Annotated in this window: 25 protein-coding genes, 1 tRNA gene and 1 pseudogene; 14 read left to right on the top strand and 13 right to left on the bottom strand. The window is 52.6% G+C overall.

Annotated features, from left to right (window positions below; translation table 11 throughout):
• Window positions 1–21 precede the first annotated feature (21 nt).
• Together IM290_RS04535 and yjdI are read right to left on the bottom strand one after the other, a co-directional pair.
• Window positions 22–294 (bottom strand): GNAT family N-acetyltransferase, encoded by a 273-nt coding sequence (locus IM290_RS04535; protein WP_006811846.1) that lies wholly within the window; start codon window positions 292–294, stop codon window positions 22–24.
• 10 nt (window positions 295–304) lie between these two features.
• On the bottom strand, window positions 305–535 hold the full coding sequence (gene yjdI, locus IM290_RS04530; protein WP_015571774.1) for a 4Fe-4S mono-cluster protein YjdI: 231 nt from the start codon (window positions 533–535) through the stop codon (window positions 305–307).
• A gap of 453 nt (window positions 536–988) precedes the next feature.
• Here yjdI and IM290_RS04525 point away from each other — a divergent pair, with 453 nt between their 5' ends.
• From IM290_RS04525 to IM290_RS04495, 7 genes are all read left to right on the top strand, one after another.
• A complete protein-coding gene (locus tag IM290_RS04525; RefSeq protein WP_193041472.1) occupies window positions 989–1,177 on the top strand; it encodes a general stress protein in 189 nt (62 codons plus the stop codon).
• Between the two features lie 90 nt (window positions 1,178–1,267).
• Window positions 1,268–1,765, top strand: a complete 498-nt coding sequence (locus IM290_RS04520) for a ferritin-like domain-containing protein (RefSeq protein ID WP_193041473.1) — start codon at window positions 1,268–1,270, stop codon at window positions 1,763–1,765.
• A gap of 61 nt (window positions 1,766–1,826) precedes the next feature.
• On the top strand, window positions 1,827–2,333 hold the full coding sequence (locus tag IM290_RS04515; RefSeq protein ID WP_017382870.1) for a ferritin-like domain-containing protein: 507 nt from the start codon (window positions 1,827–1,829) through the stop codon (window positions 2,331–2,333).
• Window positions 2,334–2,350: 17 nt separating this feature from the next.
• Window positions 2,351–3,223, top strand: a complete 873-nt coding sequence (locus IM290_RS04510) for a manganese catalase family protein (RefSeq protein ID WP_193041474.1) — start codon at window positions 2,351–2,353, stop codon at window positions 3,221–3,223.
• A 70-nt stretch (window positions 3,224–3,293) separates the two neighbouring features.
• Window positions 3,294–4,697 carry a cytochrome ubiquinol oxidase subunit I gene (locus IM290_RS04505; protein ID WP_193041475.1) on the top strand — a complete coding sequence of 468 codons (1,404 nt, stop codon included), beginning with the start codon at window positions 3,294–3,296 and terminating at the stop codon, window positions 4,695–4,697.
• Window positions 4,697–5,707 (top strand): cytochrome d ubiquinol oxidase subunit II, encoded by a 1,011-nt coding sequence (gene cydB / locus IM290_RS04500; RefSeq protein WP_015571779.1) that lies wholly within the window; start codon window positions 4,697–4,699, stop codon window positions 5,705–5,707. Before IM290_RS04505 ends, cydB begins: the two co-directional genes overlap by 1 nt.
• 8 nt (window positions 5,708–5,715) lie before the next feature.
• Window positions 5,716–7,341, top strand: a complete 1,626-nt coding sequence (locus tag IM290_RS04495; protein ID WP_193041476.1) for an alpha-amylase family protein — start codon at window positions 5,716–5,718, stop codon at window positions 7,339–7,341.
• Here IM290_RS04495 and IM290_RS04490 read toward each other — a convergent pair whose 3' ends face one another.
• Genes IM290_RS04490 through IM290_RS04475 form a run of 4 tightly spaced genes read right to left on the bottom strand, consistent with a single transcriptional unit; the run spans window position 7,342 to window position 9,834 of the window.
• Complete coding sequence (locus IM290_RS04490) at window positions 7,342–8,328, bottom strand: SDR family oxidoreductase (protein WP_193041477.1); 987 nt, start codon at window positions 8,326–8,328, stop codon at window positions 7,342–7,344.
• Between the two features lie 16 nt (window positions 8,329–8,344).
• Window positions 8,345–8,863, bottom strand: coding sequence for a 2-oxo-tetronate isomerase (locus IM290_RS04485; RefSeq protein ID WP_193041478.1), 519 nt, complete (start codon window positions 8,861–8,863; stop codon window positions 8,345–8,347).
• A gap of 11 nt (window positions 8,864–8,874) precedes the next feature.
• The gene (locus tag IM290_RS04480; protein WP_006811854.1) at window positions 8,875–9,321 is read right to left on the bottom strand and encodes a DUF421 domain-containing protein; all 447 of its coding nucleotides are present in this window, start codon (window positions 9,319–9,321) and stop codon (window positions 8,875–8,877) included.
• A 9-nt stretch (window positions 9,322–9,330) separates the two neighbouring features.
• Window positions 9,331–9,834 carry a hypothetical protein gene (locus IM290_RS04475; RefSeq protein WP_058689558.1) on the bottom strand — a complete coding sequence of 168 codons (504 nt, stop codon included), beginning with the start codon at window positions 9,832–9,834 and terminating at the stop codon, window positions 9,331–9,333.
• A 139-nt stretch (window positions 9,835–9,973) separates the two neighbouring features.
• Between IM290_RS04475 and IM290_RS04470 the strand changes: the two genes are divergently transcribed.
• The 3 genes from IM290_RS04470 (at window position 9,974) to IM290_RS04460 (ending at window position 11,954) form a co-directional block, all read left to right on the top strand.
• Window positions 9,974–10,363, top strand: coding sequence for a YdeI family stress tolerance OB fold protein (locus IM290_RS04470; protein WP_032649404.1), 390 nt, complete (start codon window positions 9,974–9,976; stop codon window positions 10,361–10,363).
• Between the two features lie 61 nt (window positions 10,364–10,424).
• Window positions 10,425–11,309, top strand: coding sequence for an SDR family oxidoreductase (locus IM290_RS04465; protein WP_032649406.1), 885 nt, complete (start codon window positions 10,425–10,427; stop codon window positions 11,307–11,309).
• Between the two features lie 357 nt (window positions 11,310–11,666).
• On the top strand, window positions 11,667–11,954 hold the full coding sequence (locus IM290_RS04460) for a hypothetical protein (protein ID WP_226875953.1): 288 nt from the start codon (window positions 11,667–11,669) through the stop codon (window positions 11,952–11,954).
• A 59-nt stretch (window positions 11,955–12,013) separates the two neighbouring features.
• On the opposite strand, the pseudogene IM290_RS21755 reads toward IM290_RS04460, so the two are convergent.
• The 3 genes and pseudogenes from IM290_RS21755 to IM290_RS04445 all read right to left on the bottom strand — a co-directional run bounded on the left by IM290_RS21755 (window position 12,014) and on the right by IM290_RS04445 (window position 14,140).
• Window positions 12,014–12,614, bottom strand: a pseudogene (locus IM290_RS21755) (outer membrane beta-barrel protein).
• A 454-nt stretch (window positions 12,615–13,068) separates the two neighbouring features.
• On the bottom strand, window positions 13,069–13,737 hold the full coding sequence (locus IM290_RS04450; protein WP_023295377.1) for an isochorismatase family protein: 669 nt from the start codon (window positions 13,735–13,737) through the stop codon (window positions 13,069–13,071).
• 259 nt (window positions 13,738–13,996) lie between these two features.
• Window positions 13,997–14,140 (bottom strand): hypothetical protein, encoded by a 144-nt coding sequence (locus tag IM290_RS04445; protein ID WP_015571788.1) that lies wholly within the window; start codon window positions 14,138–14,140, stop codon window positions 13,997–13,999.
• A 373-nt stretch (window positions 14,141–14,513) separates the two neighbouring features.
• Between IM290_RS04445 and IM290_RS04440 the strand changes: the two genes are divergently transcribed.
• From IM290_RS04440 to IM290_RS04430, 3 genes are read left to right on the top strand one after another with little or no spacing between them, the layout of a single operon-like run.
• Entirely contained in the window at window positions 14,514–15,005 is a 492-nt protein-coding gene (locus IM290_RS04440; RefSeq protein ID WP_193041479.1) for an Hcp family type VI secretion system effector, read from the top strand.
• Window positions 15,002–15,415, top strand: coding sequence for a polymorphic toxin type 44 domain-containing protein (locus IM290_RS04435; RefSeq protein ID WP_223825176.1), 414 nt, complete (start codon window positions 15,002–15,004; stop codon window positions 15,413–15,415). Before IM290_RS04440 ends, IM290_RS04435 begins: the two co-directional genes overlap by 4 nt.
• Entirely contained in the window at window positions 15,393–15,818 is a 426-nt protein-coding gene (locus IM290_RS04430) for a hypothetical protein (protein WP_023295378.1), read from the top strand. Before IM290_RS04435 ends, IM290_RS04430 begins: the two co-directional genes overlap by 23 nt.
• Before the next feature lie 251 nt (window positions 15,819–16,069).
• On the opposite strand, the gene IM290_RS04425 is transcribed toward IM290_RS04430, so the two are convergent.
• Window positions 16,070–16,143: transfer RNA gene (locus IM290_RS04425), tRNA-Gly, on the bottom strand.
• 80 nt (window positions 16,144–16,223) lie between these two features.
• Window positions 16,224–16,964: an amidase activator ActS gene (gene actS / locus IM290_RS04420; RefSeq protein ID WP_022651807.1), complete on the bottom strand. Its 741-nt coding sequence runs from the start codon at window positions 16,962–16,964 to the stop codon at window positions 16,224–16,226.
• 163 nt (window positions 16,965–17,127) lie between these two features.
• On the opposite strand from actS, the gene idi reads away from it, so the two are divergent.
• On the top strand, window positions 17,128–17,670 hold the full coding sequence (idi, locus tag IM290_RS04415; RefSeq protein ID WP_003863454.1) for an isopentenyl-diphosphate Delta-isomerase: 543 nt from the start codon (window positions 17,128–17,130) through the stop codon (window positions 17,668–17,670).
• Between the two features lie 48 nt (window positions 17,671–17,718).
• Here the strand turns inward: idi and lysS are convergent, their stop codons facing one another.
• The gene (gene lysS, locus IM290_RS04410; RefSeq protein WP_003863452.1) at window positions 17,719–19,236 is read right to left on the bottom strand and encodes a lysine--tRNA ligase; all 1,518 of its coding nucleotides are present in this window, start codon (window positions 19,234–19,236) and stop codon (window positions 17,719–17,721) included.
• A 9-nt stretch (window positions 19,237–19,245) separates the two neighbouring features.
• Window positions 19,246–20,344 (bottom strand): peptide chain release factor 2 gene (gene prfB / locus IM290_RS04405; RefSeq protein ID WP_096147815.1). Its coding sequence is split into 2 segments (ribosomal slippage): window positions 19,246–20,268 and window positions 20,270–20,344, totalling 1,098 coding nucleotides; the frame shifts between segments, so codons are not numbered across the junction.
• Window positions 20,345–20,392 lie beyond the last annotated feature (48 nt).

The raw sequence follows: 20,392 nt of genomic DNA, 5'->3' as shown, positions 1-20,392 counted from the left end.
GCGCAATGCCGGGCATCTGTTTTACGCCCGAATATCGTCATACTCCCGCGTATTATCAAACTCATGCTTCGCAAATGGACACAGCGGGATAATTTTACGATTCTCACCGCGCATCTTCTCTACCACCTTCGCCACCAGCTGTTTACCCACACCCTGCCCTTTCAGGCTCGGATCCACATCGGTGTGCTCAATGATGCTCAGATGCTCGCCGGTCGGGACAAAGACGATCTCCGCTACCTGATTGCCTTCGGCGTCGTTGACGTAAAACTTGTTATGGCCTTCAAGAATATCCATGGTTCCTCACTTATTTTTGGCGGTACTTCAGCGCGCCGCTCGGGCAGGTATCAATTACGCGCATAACCGTTTCTGCATCTACTTCATCCGGCGCGATCCACGGTTTACGCTTCAGATCGAACAGCTTCGCGCTGCCGCGCACGCAGTTGCCCGAGTGTTTGCAGATCCCGGTGTTGAAGTAGACATCGATTTTCTCACCGGTATAGGCCCGGTACCCCGCATCCAGTAGCTCCTGATCCATGACATTGCCTCTGTAATTATTGTGGTGACAAAAGAAGCATACCCTCACCCGATCCACCTGACCACGTCAAAAACGAGGTTTAGCCACACTCTTTTCAGCGCATGACTTCGTCACGTTCATAGGATTATTCCGAATACAAGAACACCCGCTGCGAAGATATATTTTTGCGTTGTGTCAATTCTTGTAATAATTCCCGCCACGTTCACATTAGGATTATTAGCTAAGCGCAATCTTAACCTCCGGTTTTATTTTCATCTAACTGATGGATTTCCCATTCGTTTTTAAAACTCGTAACGAAGCGGTATTTCTTCATTCCCTGCAAAATTACCGTAAAACAACCCAGACAAGAAATTTGACTCTTCTCACATAACGACTAATGTTAATTTCTGAACGACAACTGATACGAATTACTTATCGTATCTCCTGACATAAATGCAACATGAGGGTTGATATATGGCAGAGCAACATCGTGGTGGTTCCGGTAATTTCGCTGAAGACCGTGAAAAGGCATCAGAAGCTGGACGTAAAGGCGGCCAGCACAGCGGCGGTAATTTCAAAAACGATCCGCAACGCGCATCTGAAGTGGGTAAGAAAGGGGGACAGAGCAGTCACGGCGGAGGCCGTAAATCTGATAACTCCTGATCTTATTTAAAGCTCTAATAAATATACCGAGAGCATGCTGCGGGCCCGTCGGCTCGCAGTACCTTCCCTTTATTTCACTGGAGCGAAAATATGAATATGAAAACTGTTGAAGATGTATTTATTCACCTGTTATCCGACACCTACAGCGCTGAGAAGCAGCTGACCCGCGCGCTAAGCAAATTAGCTCGCGCCGCATCCAGCGAGAAGCTGAGTGCCGCGTTCACGGCTCACCTCGAAGAGACGCAGGGACAGATCGAACGTATCGATCAGATTATTGAGCAGGAATCCGGCCTCAAACTGAAGCGCATGAAATGCGTTGCGATGGAAGGCTTAATTGAAGAAGCCAACGAAGTTATTGAGAGCACTGAGAAAAATGAAGTGCGTGACGCTGCATTAATTGCCGCAGCTCAGAAAGTTGAACACTACGAAATTGCCAGCTACGGCACCCTGTCCACCCTTGCTGAACAATTAGGCTATAAAAAAGCCGTTAAACTTCTTGCCGAAACGCTGGAAGAAGAAAAAGAAACCGATCTCAAATTAACCGATCTGGCTGTCGGTAATATTAATCAAAAAGCTCAGAAAGGATAATTAATATCTGATGAGCATCAGCACCAAAAATTAACCAGAAAATAAATCACAGGAGTTAATTATGAATCATGTAGAACACTACCATGATTGGCTACGCGATGCCCATGCGATGGAAAAGCAAGCCGAATCCATGCTGGAATCAATGGCCAGCCGTATTGATAATTATCCCGACTTACGTGCACGAATTGAACAACACGTTAATGAAACTAAACACCAAATTACCGTGCTGGAAGAAATTCTCGACCGCAATGATATTTCCCGTTCGGTCATAAAAGATTCCATGAGTAAAATGGCGGCGCTCGGCCAGTCCATTGGCGGCATGTTCCCTTCCGACGAAATTGTTAAAGGCTCCATCAGCGGCTACGTTTTTGAGCAGTTTGAAATTGCCTGCTACACCTCTCTGCTGGCTGCGGCCAAACAAGCAGGCGATACCGCCTCCATTCCAGCCCTTGAATCCATTCTGGAAGAAGAGCGCCAGATGGCAGACTGGCTGCTCCAGCATATTCCACAAACGACGGAACAGTTCCTGCTGCGCTCCGACGCGGACGGCGTTGAAGCGAAAAAATAACGAAATAGGGAGAATGTGTGTTTCGACACGTAAAGCAGCTGCAATACACGGTACGCGTAGCCGAACCGAATCCGGGCCTGGCCAATCTTCTGCTTGAGCAGTTTGGCGGGCCACCGGGCGAACTTGCCGCGGCATGTCGTTACTTTACGCAAGGATTAAGCGACGACGATCCCGGTCGTAAAGATATGCTGATGGATATCGCGACCGAGGAGTTAAGTCACCTGGAAATTATCGGCACCCTGGTGGGTATGCTGAATAAGGGTGCAAAAGGCGAACTGGCGGAAGGCGTTGAAAATGAAGCGGAACTGTACCGCTCCATGACCGAGAACGGCAACGACAGTCATATCACCTCCCTGCTCTACGGCGGCGGTACCCCGCTTACTAACTCCGCAGGCGTACCGTGGACGGCGGCGTACGTGGATACCATTGGCGAACCGACCGCGGATCTGCGCTCTAACATAGCGGCCGAGGCGCGCGCCAAAATTATCTACGAACGGCTTATTAACGTAACGGACGATCCAGGTGTTAAAGATGCGCTGGCGTTTTTAATGACGCGTGAGGCAGCACACCAGCTCTCGTTTGAGAAGGCGCTCCAGTCGATCCGTAACAATTTCCCACCGGGTAAATTGCCGCCAATCGAAGAGTACACCAACAAGTACTACAATATGTCTGAGGGGGGAGAAGTTCGCGGCAGCTGGAACAGCGATAAGCACTTCGACTACGTGGAATCTCCTCAGCCAGCGGTCGATGGCGGTGACGGCGGCGCAAGCGTAACGCTCACTACAGAGCAGGAAACGCTGGTCAAAGCGATGTGCGCACGCACGAAATCCGACCCCAATGCCGATCCGCTTACCGGTGCCGAGCTTGGTGCAGGTAAGAAAAAACCGTAACCGGTTTTGCCAGGCAGCCTGAGGCTGTCTGGCAATGCCTTGTGCGCTATCAGTTCCAGAGGTACGGAGCATGTTCGAGCTTGATGCGTTTCATCTGGCCAGGATACAGTTCGCCTTTACCGTCTCTTTTCATATTCTCTTCCCGGCGATCACCATCGGGCTTGCGAGCTATCTGGTGGTTCTCGAAGGCATGTGGCTTCGCACCAAAAATGATGTCTGGCGCTCGCTATACCATTTCTGGCTGAAAATTTTCGCCGTCAACTTTGGTATGGGCGTGGTTTCCGGGCTGGTCATGGCTTACCAGTTTGGGACTAACTGGAGCGGCTTTTCCCAGTTCGCAGGCAGCATAACCGGCCCTCTGCTCACCTATGAAGTACTAACCGCCTTCTTCCTGGAAGCAGGTTTCTTAGGCGTGATGCTGTTCGGCTGGAACAAGGTCGGCCCCGGCCTGCACTTCTTTGCCACCTGCATGGTGGCGCTGGGCACGCTGATGTCCACCTTCTGGATCCTCTCCTCTAACAGCTGGATGCACACCCCGCAGGGCTTCAGTATTCAGAACGGTCAGGTCATTCCCGAAGACTGGCCGGCCATTATCTTTAACCCCTCATTCCCTTACCGCCTGATCCATATGTCCATCGCCGCCTTCCTGTGCAGCGCCTTGTTTGTGGGCGCATCCGGGGCATGGCATCTGCTGCGGGGTAACGATACGCCCGCTATTCGCACAATGTTCTCCATGGCCATGTGGATGGCGCTGCTGGTCGCGCCCATTCAGGCCGTGGTTGGGGATATGCACGGCCTGAATACGCTTGAGCACCAGCCTGCCAAAATCGCCGCGATTGAAGGCCACTGGGAAAACCCGCCCGGCGAGGCCACCCCGCTGCTGCTGTTTGGCGTACCGGATATGGAAGAGGAACGCACCAAATACGGGCTTGAAATTCCCGCGCTCGGCAGCCTGATCCTGACGCACAGCCTGGATAAACAGGTCCCGGCGCTGAAGGATTTCCCGAAAGAGGACCGCCCTAACTCGCTCATCGTCTTCTGGTCCTTCCGCATTATGGTCGGCATGGGGCTGCTGATGATTACCCTTGGCGTGCTGAGCGTCTGGCTGCGCTATCGCCGTCGACTCTATCACTCGCGGCCATTCCACTGGTTTGCCCTCTGTATGGGGCCTGCCGGACTGCTCGCGCTGCTCGCCGGGTGGGTCACCACCGAAGTGGGCCGCCAGCCGTGGGTCGTTTACGGCTATCTGCGCACGATAGATGCGGTGTCTCTGCACAGCACGTTGCAGATGAGCATCAGCCTGCTGGCCTTTATCGTGGTCTACTGTTCGGTGTTTGGCGTGGGTTATGTGTATCTCGCCCGGTTGATTAAGAAAGGTCCGCAGCCTGTGGGCACGCTAACGTCTAATACGTCGGGCACCCCTGCCCGTCCGCTGTCCGCCGCCGAGTCCGTTCCGGAAGAGGAGAAGATCTGATGGGCGTCGATATCCCGGTCATCTGGTTTGCCATTATTGTCTTCGCCACGCTGATGTACATCATCATGGACGGTTTCGATCTCGGTATCGGCATGCTGTTCAGCTTTGTGGGCGATGCCAAAGAGCGCGACGTGATGGTGAACAGCGTCGCCCCGGTCTGGGACGGAAATGAAACCTGGCTGGTTCTCGGCGGTGCAGGGTTGTTCGGCGCGTTTCCGCTGGCCTACGCAGTGATTATCGATGCCCTGACCATCCCGCTGACGGCCATGCTGATCGGGCTTATTTTCCGCGGGGTGGCGTTTGAGTTTCGCTTTAAGGCGACCCCTTCACACCGCAAATTCTGGGACTACTCCTTTGCCGGCGGTTCCCTGCTGGCAACCTTCAGCCAGGGGATCGTGGTTGGCGCGATGATCAACGGCTTTGACGTGGAAGGGCGTCGCTTTGTGGGCTCCTCGCTGGACTGGTTCACCCCGTTTAATCTGTTCTGCGGGCTGGGCTTAATTGTCGCCTATACCCTGCTGGCTACCACGTGGCTGATCATGAAAAGCGAAGGCGCGCTGCAAAACCGGATGCGCGAGCTGACCCGCCACGTGCTGCTGGCGCTGATTGCCGTTATTGCGGTGGTAAGTATCTGGACCCCGCTCGGCTGGCAGTTTGTCGCCGAGCGCTGGTTTACTCTGCCTAACTTCTTCTGGTTCCTGCCAGTTCCGGTTCTGGTCGCGGTATTCAGCCTGTGGATCTGGCGGCTGACGCGCAATCCCGACAGCCATGCCCGTCCGTTCCTGTTAACGCTGGGCCTGATCTTCCTCGGCTTTAGCGGCCTGGGCATCAGCCTGTGGCCACACATTATTCCGCCGCACATCACCCTGTGGGAAGCCGCCGCGCCGCCTGCCAGCCAGCTGTTTATGCTGATTGGTACGCTGTTAATCATCCCGGTGATCCTGGTTTATACCGCCTGGAGCTACTACGTCTTCCGGGGCAAAGTGTCTGATACCGAAGGTTATCATTAAGGATTGCTATGGCAGGCTGGCATACACGCGCCATTATTTACCAGATTGATACCGCCCTGTTCTACGATCTTAACGGCGATGGCTGTGGCGACATCGCCGGAATCACCGCGAAGCTGCGCTACATCCGCCGGATGGGCGCGACGGTTATCTGGATCACCCCGTTTTACCTCACGCCTTTTCTCGATGAAGGCTATGACGTGAGCGACCATTTGCAGGTCGATCCCCGCTTCGGCAAGCTCAACGATATCATCGCCTTTATTGAACAGGCGCGGGAGCTGGGGATGCAGGTCATTATTGAGCTGCTGATCCAGCATACCTCGGATGCGCATCCCTGGTTTCAACAGGCCCGCCGCAACCCCCAGTCACCCTACCGTGACTATTACCTGTGGTCCGACACGGACGACGACGATACGCCACCGATGTTCCCCGGCGTGGAGAAGAGCATCTGGACATGGGACGACGAGGCGGGGCAATACTACCGGCATATGTTTTATCACCACGAGCCGGATCTCAATCTGGCCTCCCCTGCGGTGCTAAAGGAGATTGAGAACATCATCATCTTCTGGCTAAAGCTCGGGGTGTCGGGCTTTCGCCTGGATGCGGCATCGCACCTGACAAAACAGGCCGGACATGGGGATGAAAAACGCGGCCTGTGGATCCTGGAGCATCTGCGCCGTCTTATCGGGCAGCGTAACCCGGACGCGATCCTGCTCGGCGAAGTCGACGTGGAGGTCGAGGCCTACAAAGATTATTTTGGTCAGAACGACCGGCTCAACCTGGTGCTGAATTTCTGGCTCAATAAGTACTTTTACGTCAGCCTGGCAGAGAAGAGCGCACGACCGCTGCGCAACGCGGTGAAGAAGATGATTGTGCCACCGGACTCCTGCTGCTTCGCCAACTGGCTGCGCAATCATGATGAGCTGGATCTGGAAGGGATAGGAAAAAAAGCGAAGCAGACCGTCATCGATACCTTTGCCCCTGACGAAGAGATGAGTGTGTATCAGCGAGGTATCCGCCGCCGTCTGGCGCCGATGCTTAATGGCGATCGAAAGCGGCTGGCCTTTTGCCATGCGGTCTTGTTTTCGCTGCCGGGCGTACCGGTCATGCGCTACGGGGATGAGATTGGCATGGGGGATGATTTGGATCTGGAGGAGCGTTACGCCGTACGCACCCCGATGCAGTGGGCCGGATCGCAAGGCGGCGGTTTCTCAGACGCCGACCCGGAAACCTTTATCGCCCCGATGATTGACCGCGGCCCGTACCGCTATCAAAAAATCAACGTGGCGGATTCGCTGTTGCACCGCAACTCACTCCTGCACTGCATTATCGATATCGCCAATACGCGCTCGGAGTTCCCTGAGATCGGCGTCGCACCGTTTCGTCTTATTAATATCGACAGCGATGCGGTGCTGGGGATCTATTACGAAACCGACACGCGCAGCATTCTGACCTTCGTTAACTTCAGCGATAAGCCCGTTAATTTTACCGCCAGAGGGATCCGGCATGCGACCTGGACCGCCTGCCTGGCGGACAAACGCTACGACGACGCGCTGGTGTGCGGTAAAACCGTCGCGCTTAACCTCAGCGGCTATGGCTACCGCTGGTTCTGGACCGATCGTACCGCACTGCGCTGATTATCGTCTCCGCGAGAGCAGCAGACGGGCCACGATCGCGCCCGTGACGGCAAGGGAGCCGAGCAGCACTTTCCCCGGCATGCCGGAGGTGACGCTGGTGGCGCGCTCTTTTGCTTCGTCGGTGAAGTGACCGTGGATTTTATGCAGGTCGTTAACCGGCTGATCCAGATAGTCCTGACGGTCATCCGCATTTAACGTATCGGTCATCTGCCCTTCCCAGGCCTTTTTAACCATCAGCCGATCCAGAAAGCCGGGGAAAAGAAATTGCCCGACAATCGACTGGACGGTGCTGCTGCCCACCCACAGTTCCCGCACCGGTTTCTGCGCCACCTTAAAAATAGCGCTGGCAGCTACTTCCGGCTGAAAAACGGGAGGAACCGGGCGCATCGCCCAGGCAAATTTATTCCTCGCCCACTCGAACTGCGGCGTATTGAGGCCCGGCATCTGTACCATTGCGATCTGCACCCGGCTGTTTTCATGCATCAGTTCGGTGCGCACGGCATCGGTAAATCCGCGGATAGCGGCTTTCGCCCCGCAGTAGGCTGACTGCAAGGGAATAGAACGGTAGGCCAGCGCGGAGCCAACCTGAATAATCGTTCCGCGATCGCGTGGGGTCATTAACTCCAGCGCGACGCGGGTGCCGTTAACATAGCCCAGATAGGTCACCTCGGTGACGCGTCGAAACTCCTCAGGCGACATGGTGCGAAACGGCGCCAGCATCCCGCCCATGGCGTTATTCACCCACACATCGATGGCCCCAAGCCGGTATTCAATCTCGTTAGCAGCATCGGTCACCGCCTTGCTGTCGGCCACGTCGGCCTGAACGGCACGGGCGTTGATCCCAAAACGGCGCAACTCCTCTTCTGTGGAGCGCAGGCTCTGCTCGTCGCGGGCAATGATGCCCACATCGTAGCCCGCTTTGGCAAAGTGCAGCGCCGTGGCTTTCCCCACGCCCGCCGTACCGCCGGTAATAACGATCACAGCCATAGCCTTTCCCCTTGTTTCAGACGTTATCCCAGCCGGAGAGTATTTCGATCAGTTCAGAAAGGGAATAACGCACCGCTTTATCCACCACATCCTGACATTCACCGGAAAACAGCACGGTGCGGGTTTCCGTCTTTCCGCGAATATTCCAGCCGAAGCAGACCGTACCGGCTGCGGTGCCATCGTCGCCGCCTTCCGGTCCCGCATAGCCGCTGATGGCAAGGCCGATATCCGCCTCGGCAATTTCGCGAATTTTAGCGGCCATCTCGGTCACCGTTTGTTCACTGACGGCGGTGAAGCGCTCAATGGTTTCGTGCCGCACGCCGAGGATCCGCTCCTTCGCCGCATCGCTGAACACCACCATGCCAACGTCATAAAATTCCGCCGTGTTCTCTTCGGCACAAAGCGCAACCCCGAGATTGCCGCCGGTACAGGACTCTGCGGTGGTTAACCGCAAACCTCTGTCCGTAAGCTGAGTGGCGAGCTTTTTCGTCAGCTCGCTGATGGTGCTGTTGCTGTCGTGAATAAGGTTGCTCATCGCGTTGCCCCTTAATTTTCGTCAGGAATAATAGAAATATGACCATTACGCTCAAGAATAGCGTATTTAATCTCCTTCAATTCTGTAATGCCGTGATTCTGACGGGCTGATACCAATATATCATCACAGGACACATCGACCTTTTTCAGTTTATCGGCAAGGGGAACACCGTTCTCCACCAATATCACCGGCGTGCCATCAAGAATATTCTCAACAGTGGAAAAATATTTTTTCAGCAGGCCAAAAATAATATCCACAACCACCAGCGTCGTTATTGTAATCATTGCTCCGGTGACGGAGAAATCTTCGCCAAGCAGCGCCTGTTGTGTCGCTTCACTGATAATTAAGAGCAAAATAAGGTCAAAACTGGTCATTTGTAGCAGAGCGCGTCGCCCGGCAACTTTAAACACAATGACCAGAAACAGGTAAATTGCCAGGGCACGAAAAACCATGTCCATATTCGACTCCTAGGGGTAAATAAACTGCCAGAAATGGATATCTGGCTCGTTGTTTACGCGGATGCTGTTTGTCCACTTCCCTGCTTTTGACGGCGTGGTAAATAACAAAACGGTAAATTTATCGGTCTGTTGTAAACGATCGTAGACGAGAAACAGGGTATTCCCCCGGCTGTACATGCTGTCCGGCTGTGGCCAAACGCTGCCTGGCTCATACGCGTCGCTGCTTTCGCTGGTCATGCTGAGGGTATATTTCCCCTCAGACGTCACCGGAAACGTCAGTGCCATCCGCGATTCGGTCTGGCGGCGACCGAAGCGCTCATAGCTCAGGGTCAGGGATTTTGCTTCGTTTGTTTTCTCCACGTCGCTGACCGCGCCGCTGGAAAACAGGCCGGCTATCGCGGCCACGATAATAGCTAACAGCACAATAAAACCCACCTGGCGAAATGCATACTCAAACGTCAGTAAACGGCTACTCTCTTTTATCCCAGGCACTTTTTCATTTTTTGGTTCCATGGCTGTGGTCACCGTTTCGCTTAATTGCCGAAATTTTTGATTTTTCTGTGCAAATGCTTTTAAGACTTATCACATTTGCCACATAAAGGAATAGCAACAATACTTAATAAGTCAAGACATCCAAAATGAAGGGTATCAGATGAAATTATCAGTGATTTCAGCCTTGTTTATATTAATTATCCCTACTGCATGGGCAGATAATAACGGCGGGTTACAAAAGGGTGATGCGCCGCCACCGCCGCATGCGCTGGACAGCGGTTATCGTGGTACCGATGATGCGCGCATTATGACTATTACTCAGGCGAAAGAGATGCATGATGGTGCCTCTATTTCATTGCGCGGCAATCTTATTGATGGCAATGGCGATAAATACGTATTCCAGGATAAAACCGGGAAAATCGACGTTATTATCCCGAAAGCCGTATTTGACGACAGAACCGTGGAACCTGATAACATGATCAGTATTAGCGGCTCGCTCGATAAAAAATCATCCCCACCCGTAGTGCGGGTCAGCCACTTGCAAAAATAATTCAGCGAAGCGTTAACGCTGTAACTATCCATCAAATCTCACCCCTAACAAGGAGTTAGCTATGAGTGATAATGAACAACGTACGAACGCTTACCCAACGCCACCTTTCCCGGAGCAGCCCCAGACGCCACCGGGCCTGGCCTCAGAGATGGAACCCGTACCCGACCACGGCGAGAAGAGCTACAAAGGGCATGGTCGTCTTGCCGGTAAGAAGGCGCTAATTACCGGGGGCGATTCCGGCATCGGACGCGCGGTAGCCATTGCCTATGCCCGCGAAGGGGCAGATGTCGCGATTAACTATTTGCCGGAAGAGGAAGAAGACGCAGCGGAAGTCATCGCCCTGATTAAAGCGGAAGGACGGAATGCCGTCGCGCTTCCGGGCGATGTGCGGGACGAAACTTTTTGTCAGAACCTGGTGGAGCAGGCCGTCTCAAAACTGGGCGGGCTGGATATCCTGGTGAATAACGCAGGCCGCCAGCAGTACCGTGAGTCGCTGGAAGAACTGACCACGGAAGATTTTGACGCGACCTTTAAGACCAACGTCTATGCGCCTTTCTGGATCACAAAGGCGGCGTTGCGCCATATGAAAGCCCCTGCTTCCATCATTAATACCTCCTCCGTTCAGGCGGTTAAACCGAGCGCCGTACTGCTTGACTATGCGCAGACCAAAGCCTGTCTCGCGGTGTTCACCAAAGCGCTGGCGAAACAGCTGGGACCGAAGGGGATCCGCGTGAACGCGGTAGCGCCGGGACCTTACTGGACCGTGCTTCAGCCCAGCGGTGGGCAGCCACAGGAAAAAGTGAAACATTTTGGCGAGAGTACCCCTCTGGGACGCCCGGGACAGCCCGTGGAGATCGCACCGCTGTATGTCACCCTGGCCTCGGATGAGTGTTCATACACCTCCGGGCAGGTGTGGTGTTCAGACGGCGGGGATGGCGTCATCTAACAAAAAGGCTGCGAAAGCAGCCTTTTTTAGATTTAAGGGGCAATAACAGTAAATCATAAACAGCACACCATTTCCCATGCCACCCGCTTTACTCGCCAACTCCATCATTTAGTCGTTAATATAGAACCAGATATCACGAAGGCTTTTCTTGTACCTAAAGAAATAACGTTTATAAATAAGTTTAACCTTTGATCGCTGCGGCCTTAAGGGATAATGCTGATTCCAGTTATTTCCCCGGAGTGATTCGATGAAGAGCCTGCCGTTCTTTTTCGCTGTATTAACCCTGGCACATTAACAGCCTGTAGTTCTCCCCAACCAGACAATGTTGAAAAAATTAATCATCTGCAAATCCCACTGGTGTTGCCGGGGGAAAAAGCGCCGCAGGTACAGATATCGCATATCGCGTCTCTTTATCAGGAAAATAAACAGCAGGTCGAGACCTTAACGCGCAGCGTAAAATCACAGTATCTACAGGGCACCTCCGCAAAAGAAATTTTTGTTGCGGACAGTGCCGTTCAACGCGTCGATGCCTCACTGACCAAACTGGAACAGTTAGATATGGTTAATCAGCAATACCTGAAAGATAATAATGTCACGGGTCTGCAAAATATTCATATCATTCTTGAACCGTTATTCACCAGCTGAAAATAAAAAACCCGGCAACATAAGCAGCCGGGTTTTTATTAATGGGCATATTACGGGCATCAGTCGTACTGACCAAAGCGATAGCTAAGCCCTGCGGTGACGGAACTCAGGTCGCTGCTCACGCCGATCTGGTTAACATTGCCCACGTTGCTTACCCACTGATACTCCAGGCGGCCCGCCCAGTTTTTATTGAAAGCGTATTCAGTACCCACGGTTGCAAGCGGGCGCACACCTGTTTCAAAGCGATTGTGACCACTTACATCGGATTCAGCACAAGCCGGCACGGCCGTAAATATCCCAGTCATTGGTCAGGGCATAACAGGCCTTCAGAGACATTTGCAGGCCCTGCGTCTTCATTTGCGCCCCGGCGCCATGTTGACCTTTAATCTGCATGTTGCCTAAATAATCATAACCACCTTCTACCGCAAGCCATGGGGTAATCTGATAACCCGTATAAACACCCCCGCCGACATTATCATGGTCAAAATCGAAGTGATCGGAATGCGTGTTCTCAAACGCTTTTGAACCCCTATTGGTATCAAAATAGTGAGACCAGCCGAATTTCGCCCCGCTATACCAGGTGCCCGCATCAGCGGCGGCGAGCGCGGAAGTGGCGGTAAATGCATTAGCCATAATCAATGCGATAACTGTCTTTTTCATAAATATACCGTTTACTTGATAAAGTTAAATCTGAGAAAGCAAAAGATATAGAAATTTAACGGCAGCGTTAATTCCATTTCTGTTTAACTTTAAACTTCCGCTAGAATGATTCGGGTAAATGTCTGACGTCAAGCGCGGTATCTTCAGTGCCGGCTTCATAAAAATAGAGGGCGCTGGCATGGGCACTGGAGGCGGCAAATAAGCCCGCGCACAGGAGGAGTCGTGTTTTCATCTGCGATCCGGGAAATAAAAAATTTGCCGACAGATATAACAGGGGCAACTGATGACGTAAAAAGGAAGAGGGTTTAATTTTAAATTATGCGCGGTTCAGCCCCTCTTAATATCTCTGACAATTCAGCGACGTCCGGAATAAGGCGCCGCTACGTCCTGCACCTTTAATACGTTCAAGTACAGGACGATAAAATCCAGGAATTTTGTTCAGGTTTATCCGGCCTTACTTATAATGCTCCAGATTGGTTTCCGGGCCCGTTCTGGCAATTTCCTGAGCTTTGCCGAAACTTTCAATCAGGCACTTATATTCCGGACAGACATGCTCTGCCAGGATCTCAGCAAAGCGAGAACCTTCCGCGCGGTTCCAGGTTCTCATTAATTCAGCGACAATGGCAAACGTATCGGTAGGGATCGCCCCCGCCTGAGCCACGCGCGCGATGGTGGTATCGGTCGCGATTTTGGACCAGTTCCCCGAGGCATCCACAACACAGTAAACCTTATACCCCTCCTGGACAGCGCTAACCGCAGGGAACGCCATGCAGACGCTGGTAAGCGTGCCGGCAATAATCAGGGTCTTTCTGCCCGTCTTTTCCACTTCCTTCACAAACGCCGGATTATCCCAGGTATTAATCTGCCCGGTGCGTGGAACATACACGGCATGGGGTGCATATTTGTGAATTTCCGGGATGAGCGGGCCATTGGGACCGTCAGGAACAGAGGCCGTGGTGATCACCGGGATATTTAAAAGCGTGGCAACTTTGGCTATCGCTGTCACATAATTACGAAGGTCTGGTACAGGCACATCACGTACCGTGTTGAATAAGCCACTCTGATGGTCGATGAGTAAAATTACAGCGTCATCAGTATCAATCATACCGTTTGTAGCAGCCATATTTCTTTCCTCATGATTTCTTTTACATTGCCGTCAACTCTCCCGGCTCCGCGATTTTACATGCACATGGTCAGGGTATAATGCATTGATAAATCATAATGAATAGTAGTCCGATCCGGTCTGAATACCGCATCATTTCAGGACAATTTCTGGCACGGTACGCTGAGCCATCGACGCTGACGGAAAGCCCTCGTGAGGAGAAGAGATCTTTACAATGCCGTTATGCGGCCATTCGTATTCGTTCGGCTGAAGGCAAGCGTTACTCACTACTGGGATCGCCCTTATCCTCCCGCATGGATTCGATAAACTCCCGTTGCTCCTCTGTGAGTTCAAGCTCATCCAGCAAGCGATCTAACTCTTCTTCAGGTGATTCCTTTTGGTTCTTTCTCTTCCCGGTAGCCATACTCACCCTTGAGTTATTAGGATTAATCTCAGGGTATCCAGGGTACAGGAAATGTGCAACTTAGCGTGTTATGCCGACAACCGATCATAACAATGAACGAAAGGGGGAAGCAGGTACGCCAGTACAGGAAAGACTGATAGGGGTATTCCTGTTCCGGCGATGAAAGATAGCCAATTGAAAGCCTTGCCAGATTACATACGGGCTTTGCAATAATCGAGAGGGTGCAATGCCTACCTTCCCTTTAGTTTAACTTAACTCAAATTTAATCACATTTAAATTAATGATTTTGTTAGATTTAATCGTTTATTGCCCTCTCACATATAGGTACACTTTCTCTATGGTTTTTTTATAACAGCATGAGGAAAAAGTGAAAATGGCTATTCCAGCTTACCTATGGCTTAAAGATGACGGTGGCGCAGATATTAAAGGGTCTGTAGATGTTCAGGATCGTGAGGGCAGCATTGAGATCACTGGATTTTCCCATAATCTCAGCATTCCAACGGACTTAATGGCTGGAAAGATCACAGGAACCCGCAAGCACTCTGCCGTGCTAATTCAAAAAGAGTTTGATAGCTCCTCCCCTTATCTTTATAAAGCTGTTGCTACTGGTCAGACGCTTAAATCTGCTGAGTTCAAATGGTATAAGATCAACGACGCAGGACAGGAAGCGGAATACTTCAACATCCTGCTTGAAAGTGTGAGAGTTGTCGGCGTTTCTCCAGTGATGCATGACACCAAAGATCCGACCAAAGAGAAGCACAACCACCTCGAGTGTGTAGAACTTCGCTATGAAAAAATCACGTGGAAATACTGCGATGGCAACGTTCAGTTTACCGATGCATGGAATGAGAGAGCGCAAGCGTGAGATACCCAACATTAGCAGCATCACCTCATCCGCCTTTTGATGTGTCATCTTTCGCCCCGCCAGGTGTGAATATCGTCAATAATATGATGATGGCTCGCTTTCACCGCGGCCCGTCAGCCCTTACCTATGCATGGTTTTATCAGCAGGTAAGAGGCCATGGTCCGTGGGATTACAAACAGCACGGGAGACAGTTCGAGAGCTTCGGAAACTTCCATTATGGTGCTGTTGGCCACGCTGCGGGGATTTCCGGCGAAGTATTACTTAGAGGCGCAGGATGGGCGCAAAGCCGCGCAGGAACAACGGATCCGGCTTTTGGTGATTGGTTTGGCTCAACGCCTTACGGTGATGATCCTAACGACCAGTACTGGATAAGAGCGGGTATCGACTATGCAAAACGCACAGGTTTTTAAGAAGCGGTATCTACTTCTGATCCTGTTGGCTGTTGTCGCCTATGGGATATACAACTTGCTGCACTTCTCACCACTTGAGCAAGTGATTATTAAGAAGGTGAAAGTTAACAATCTGGCTAATCTTTACATCACAGAAGCGAGTGCAGGAGCCACCACAGGCTTTTCCTACCGTTTCTATCTCTATGATGTAACCAAAGATGATAAAGCGTTTATGGCGAGTCTGGAGAACGATCACCAGCCTTTCATGATCACCACGGACAAAGATGCATTGAAGAAGGTCGAGAATAACGCGATCTACCTTTCCGTGAAGGGAACCATTTACACCTTTCACAGCCCTGCGGATTATCTGGCAGGTGGCTCGATCTACTCCGTCCCTGTCTATTTAACCGCATCACCATACTAAAAACATAGCCAGCTGCCACGCTGGCTCTTTCTCTTCTGGTTTTAGACAACAGAAACCATTAAGCCCCTTAGAGGTTAGAAGACAAGCGAAGCACAGCGATTTCATAAGACTGTCAGAGGGTTACCTGCATTTCGTGTGCAGGGAGGACGTCAATGCTCTACAGGACATAACGCCTAAACAAGTTAGTCAGCGCTACTGAGCAACCTACTGAAATAAAGAAAGTTTTTGAACGGTTCTACTTGGGGAAATTCTGGAGCGGGCGAAGGGAATCGAACCCTCGTATAGAGCTTGGGAAGCTCTCGTTCTACCATTGAACTACGCCCGCTTTGAGGTGCGTAAGGCATTATAGACCTTACGCCTCTTCATACAAGCCTTTACCCCACTAAGTGGCGATTAAATAATCACTTAACACTTCGGCTTACTGCCCTGCGCCGGAAGATAACGCTGCGGATCGATGGCCGTGGCCTTATAGCGGATCTGGAAGTGCAGCTTAACCGTATCCGTCCCGGTACTGCCCATGGTCGCAATCTTCTGCCCCGCCTTCACGTTCTGCCCGTTATTGACCAACATCGTGTCGTTATGCGCATACGCCGTAATGTAGTCCTCACCATGCTTAATCATGATCAGGTTACCGTATCCACGAAGCTGGTTACCGACATAGACCACCTTCCCGGCCCCTGAAGCGTAAACCGGAGTGCCGCGTGCAGCAGCGATATCAATACCTTTATTGCCACCTTCCGAGAGCGAGTACGGCGCAACCACTTTTCCGCTTGCAGGCCAGATCCAGCAGCGCTGACCAACCGGCGGCCAGGATGATTTAGGCACCTGATAGGATGGCGTGACTTTGGCCGTTTTACGCGTTGAGGACTTTTTCCCTGAGGAGGAACCGCCGTTAACCTTGAGCTTCTGCCCTACCTCAATAGTATACGGTGGAGAGATATTATTCAGGCGCGCCAGCTCCTTCACGCTGGTTCCCGTGGCGCGTGAGATGCGGTAGAGCGTGTCCCCGCGCTTAACGGTATAGACTGCACCGGAATAACTGCCCATATCCGAAGATTTACTCCCCGAGCATCCTGCTACAAGTAGCGTCAGCGTCAGGCAGAAAACGGCAATGATCGGGTTTCTCGTCAGGCTTCCTGCAAACAAAACAGCTCCTCGGTCAGCGTGAATGGCGCACTATGATAGCAGCCCAAACTGATGCGGGTCATGCCCTTTTCCGCTCTGTGGGCCAAACCGTTCGCATAAGAATGCAGTATAATAATTCCGCTGGTGGTGCTGAACCATTAAGCATTTTGGCACTGGAGCATCAATGAGTATTCAAGAACACGTTATTTTGGTAAATGACCAGGGAAAGGTGATTGGCACTCAGGAGAAGTACGCCGCGCACACGTCACACACCCCGCTACACCTGGCCTTCTCTTCATGGCTGTTTAACGCTAATGGAGAATGTCTGATCACCCGGCGCGCATTAAGTAAAAAAGCCTGGCCCGGCGTATGGACCAACTCCGTTTGCGGCCATCCACAGGCCGACGAAGCGACAGAGCAGGCGATTATCCGCCGCTGCCGCTTTGAAGTCGGCGCCGAAATCACAGACATCACCCCCATTGCCCCGGAGTTCCGCTACCGTGAAGCCGACCCGTCAGGGATCGTTGAAAACGAAATCTGCCCGGTCTATGCCGCCCGCGTAACGAATACCCTCGCAATCAATGACGATGAAGTGATGGAGTATCAGTGGGTGGAGCTGGACGCGCTATTCCGCGCGCTGGACGCCACACCGTGGGCATTTAGCCCGTGGATGGTGCAGGAAGCGAACACCGCGCGTGAAAAACTCAGCGCCTTCGCGGCGCAATAAAAAAGCCCCGGCGATAAACGCACGGGGCTTTTTTTACGTCTTAACGGCTTATTTCACCGGACGCATCGCCGGGAACAGGATCACGTCGCGGATGGTGTGGCTGTTGGTGAACAGCATCACCATACGGTCGATACCAATACCCAGGCCAGCCGTCGGCGGCAGACCGTGCTCCAGCGCGGTCACGTAGTCTTCGTCGAAGAACATCGCTTCGTCGTCGCCTGCCGCTTTCGCGTTAACCTGATCCTGGAAGCGCTGCGCCTGATCTTCTGCATCGTTCAGCTCGCTAAAGCCGTTACCGATTTCGCGGCCACCGATGAAGAATTCGAAGCGGTCAGTGATTTCCGGGTTCTCGTCATTACGACGCGCCAGGGGAGACACCTCCGCCGGGTATTCAGTGATGAAGGTCGGCTGAATCAGATGCGCTTCGGCCACTTCTTCGAAGATCTCGGTCACGATACGACCCAGGCCCCAGCTCTTCTCAACCTTAATACCGATGCTTTCAGCGATCGCTTTCGCAGAGTCGAAGTTATCCAGATCCGCCATGTTGGTTTCCGGACGGTATTTCTTGATCGCTTCGCGCATGGTCAGTTTTTCGAACGGCTTGCCGAAGTCGAACACCTCTTCACCGTAAGGCACCTGGGTGGTGCCCAGAATGTCCTGCGCCAGGGTGCGGAACAAGGATTCAGTCAGCTCGATCAGATCTTTGTAATCCGCATACGCCATATAGAGTTCCATCATGGTGAACTCTGGGTTATGACGTACGGAGATACCTTCGTTACGGAAGTTACGGTTGATCTCAAACACACGGTCGAAACCGCCGACCACCAGACGCTTCAGGTACAGTTCCGGCGCGATACGCAGGTACATGTCCAGGTCCAGGGCGTTGTGATGGGTGATGAACGGACGGGCAGAGGCACCGCCTGGGATCACCTGCATCATCGGGGTTTCTACTTCCATAAAGTCGCGGTTAACCATGAACTGGCGAATACCGGCCATGATCTGGGAGCGAATTTTGAAGGTCTTACGGGATTCATCGTTAGAGATGAGATCCAGGTAACGCTGACGATAGCGCGCTTCCTGATCCTGCAAACCGTGGAACTTGTCCGGCAGCGGGCGCAGGGCTTTGGTCAGCAGACGCAGTTCGGTGCAGTGGATAGACAGTTCACCGGTCTTGGTTTTGAACAGTTTACCTTTAGCGCCCAGGATATCGCCGAGGTCCCACTTTTTGAACTGCTCGTTGTAGATGCCTTCCGGCAGGTCGTCACGAGAGACGTACAGCTGAATGCGGCCGCCAACGTCCTGTAAGGTCACGAAGGACGCTTTACCCATGATACGACGGGTCATCATGCGGCCCGCCACGGACACTTCAACGTTCAGCGCTTCCAGCTCTTCGTTCTCTTTACCGTCGAAGTCTGCGTGCAGTTGGTCTGAGGTGTGGTCACGACGAAAATCGTTCGGGAACGGCACGCCCTGCTCGCGCAGCGCTGCCAGCTTCTCGCGGCGGGTTTTCAGTTCGTTGTTAAGATCGACTACCGCGTCAGCGCCCTGTGCTTGTTGTTCAGACATGTTGGTTCCTCATAACCCTGCTTTCAAACTTGCTTCGATAAATTGGTCCAGGCTGCCGTCCAGCACCGCCTGCGTGTTGCGGGTTTCAACCCCGGTACGCAGGTCTTTGATGCGGGAGTCATCAAGGACGTAAGAACGGATCTGGCTGCCCCAGCCGATATCGGACTTGTTGTCTTCCATCGCCTGCTTCTCAGCATTTTTCTTCTGCATCTCCAGCTCATAAAGCTTCGCTTTCATCTGCTTCATGGCCTGGTCTTTGTTCTTATGCTGGGAACGGTCGTTCTGGCACTGTGTTACCAGCCCGGTTGGAATGTGGGTAATACGCACCGCAGATTCCGTACGGTTAACGTGCTGACCACCCGCGCCGGATGCGCGGTAAACGTCGATACGCAGGTCCGCCGGGTTGATGTCGATATCAATATCTTCATCCACTTCCGGGTAGACAAACGCGGAGCTGAAGGAGGTGTGACGGCGGCCGCCGGAATCGAACGGGCTCTTACGCACCAGGCGGTGAACGCCGGTCTCGGTACGCAGCCAGCCGTAGGCGTAATCGCCAATAATCTTGATGGTGACGGATTTGATACCCGCCACTTCACCTTCGGACTCTTCGATAATCTCGGTTTTGAAACCGCGCGCTTCCGCCCAGCGCAGGTACATGCGCATCAGCATGCTCGCCCAGTCCTGCGCTTCGGTACCGCCAGAACCTGCCTGAATATCGAGATAGCAGTCAGCGCTATCGTATTCGCCGGAGAACATGCGACGGAATTCCAGCTGCGCCAGCTTCTCTTCCAGCACGTCGAGCTCTGCCACGGCTTCGTTAAAGGTTTCTTCGTCGTCGGCTTCGACAGCCAGCTCCAGCAGCCCAGAAACATCTTCCAGACCCTGCGCCATTTGATCCAGCGTATCTACGATGGCTTCGAGGGAGGAACGCTCTTTACCCAGCGCCTGAGCGCGCTCAGGTTCGTTCCAGACGTCCGGCTGTTCCAGCTCGGCGTTTACTTCTTCGAGACGCTCTTTCTTGGCATCGTAGTCAAAGATACCCCCTAAGAACGTCAGAGCGCTCCGTGAGGTCCTGAATGCGGTTTTTTACCGGATTAATTTCAAACATGGTCTGTTTTCTTTTATGAGCTTGTCAAAATGCGGTGATAAGAGCGGG

It is taken from the genome of Enterobacter cloacae complex sp. S1 (assembly GCF_014930525.1).
GTDB classification, from domain to species: domain Bacteria; phylum Pseudomonadota; class Gammaproteobacteria; order Enterobacterales; family Enterobacteriaceae; genus Enterobacter; species Enterobacter hormaechei_C.
Note: the sequence above shows the minus strand (reverse complement) of the source record. Positions and strands in the feature narration are given on the sequence as shown.

Coding starts and splice junctions, on each gene's coding strand:
- IM290_RS04535 (WP_006811846.1), bottom strand. CDS start 294: ATGGATATTCTTGAAGGCCATAACAAGTTTTACGTCAACGACGCCGAA.
- yjdI (WP_015571774.1), bottom strand. CDS start 535: ATGGATCAGGAGCTACTGGATGCGGGGTACCGGGCCTATACCGGTGAG.
- IM290_RS04525 (WP_193041472.1), top strand. CDS start 989: ATGGCAGAGCAACATCGTGGTGGTTCCGGTAATTTCGCTGAAGACCGT.
- IM290_RS04520 (WP_193041473.1), top strand. CDS start 1,268: ATGAATATGAAAACTGTTGAAGATGTATTTATTCACCTGTTATCCGAC.
- IM290_RS04515 (WP_017382870.1), top strand. CDS start 1,827: ATGAATCATGTAGAACACTACCATGATTGGCTACGCGATGCCCATGCG.
- IM290_RS04505 (WP_193041475.1), top strand. CDS start 3,294: ATGTTCGAGCTTGATGCGTTTCATCTGGCCAGGATACAGTTCGCCTTT.
- cydB (WP_015571779.1), top strand. CDS start 4,697: ATGGGCGTCGATATCCCGGTCATCTGGTTTGCCATTATTGTCTTCGCC.
- IM290_RS04495 (WP_193041476.1), top strand. CDS start 5,716: ATGGCAGGCTGGCATACACGCGCCATTATTTACCAGATTGATACCGCC.
- IM290_RS04490 (WP_193041477.1), bottom strand. CDS start 8,328: ATGGCTGTGATCGTTATTACCGGCGGTACGGCGGGCGTGGGGAAAGCC.
- IM290_RS04485 (WP_193041478.1), bottom strand. CDS start 8,863: ATGAGCAACCTTATTCACGACAGCAACAGCACCATCAGCGAGCTGACG.
- IM290_RS04480 (WP_006811854.1), bottom strand. CDS start 9,321: ATGGACATGGTTTTTCGTGCCCTGGCAATTTACCTGTTTCTGGTCATT.
- IM290_RS04475 (WP_058689558.1), bottom strand. CDS start 9,834: ATGGAACCAAAAAATGAAAAAGTGCCTGGGATAAAAGAGAGTAGCCGT.
- IM290_RS04470 (WP_032649404.1), top strand. CDS start 9,974: ATGAAATTATCAGTGATTTCAGCCTTGTTTATATTAATTATCCCTACT.
- IM290_RS04465 (WP_032649406.1), top strand. CDS start 10,425: ATGAGTGATAATGAACAACGTACGAACGCTTACCCAACGCCACCTTTC.
- IM290_RS04450 (WP_023295377.1), bottom strand. CDS start 13,737: ATGGCTGCTACAAACGGTATGATTGATACTGATGACGCTGTAATTTTA.
- IM290_RS04445 (WP_015571788.1), bottom strand. CDS start 14,140: ATGGCTACCGGGAAGAGAAAGAACCAAAAGGAATCACCTGAAGAAGAG.
- IM290_RS04440 (WP_193041479.1), top strand. CDS start 14,514: ATGGCTATTCCAGCTTACCTATGGCTTAAAGATGACGGTGGCGCAGAT.
- IM290_RS04430 (WP_023295378.1), top strand. CDS start 15,393: ATGCAAAACGCACAGGTTTTTAAGAAGCGGTATCTACTTCTGATCCTG.
- idi (WP_003863454.1), top strand. CDS start 17,128: ATGAGTATTCAAGAACACGTTATTTTGGTAAATGACCAGGGAAAGGTG.
- lysS (WP_003863452.1), bottom strand. CDS start 19,236: ATGTCTGAACAACAAGCACAGGGCGCTGACGCGGTAGTCGATCTTAAC.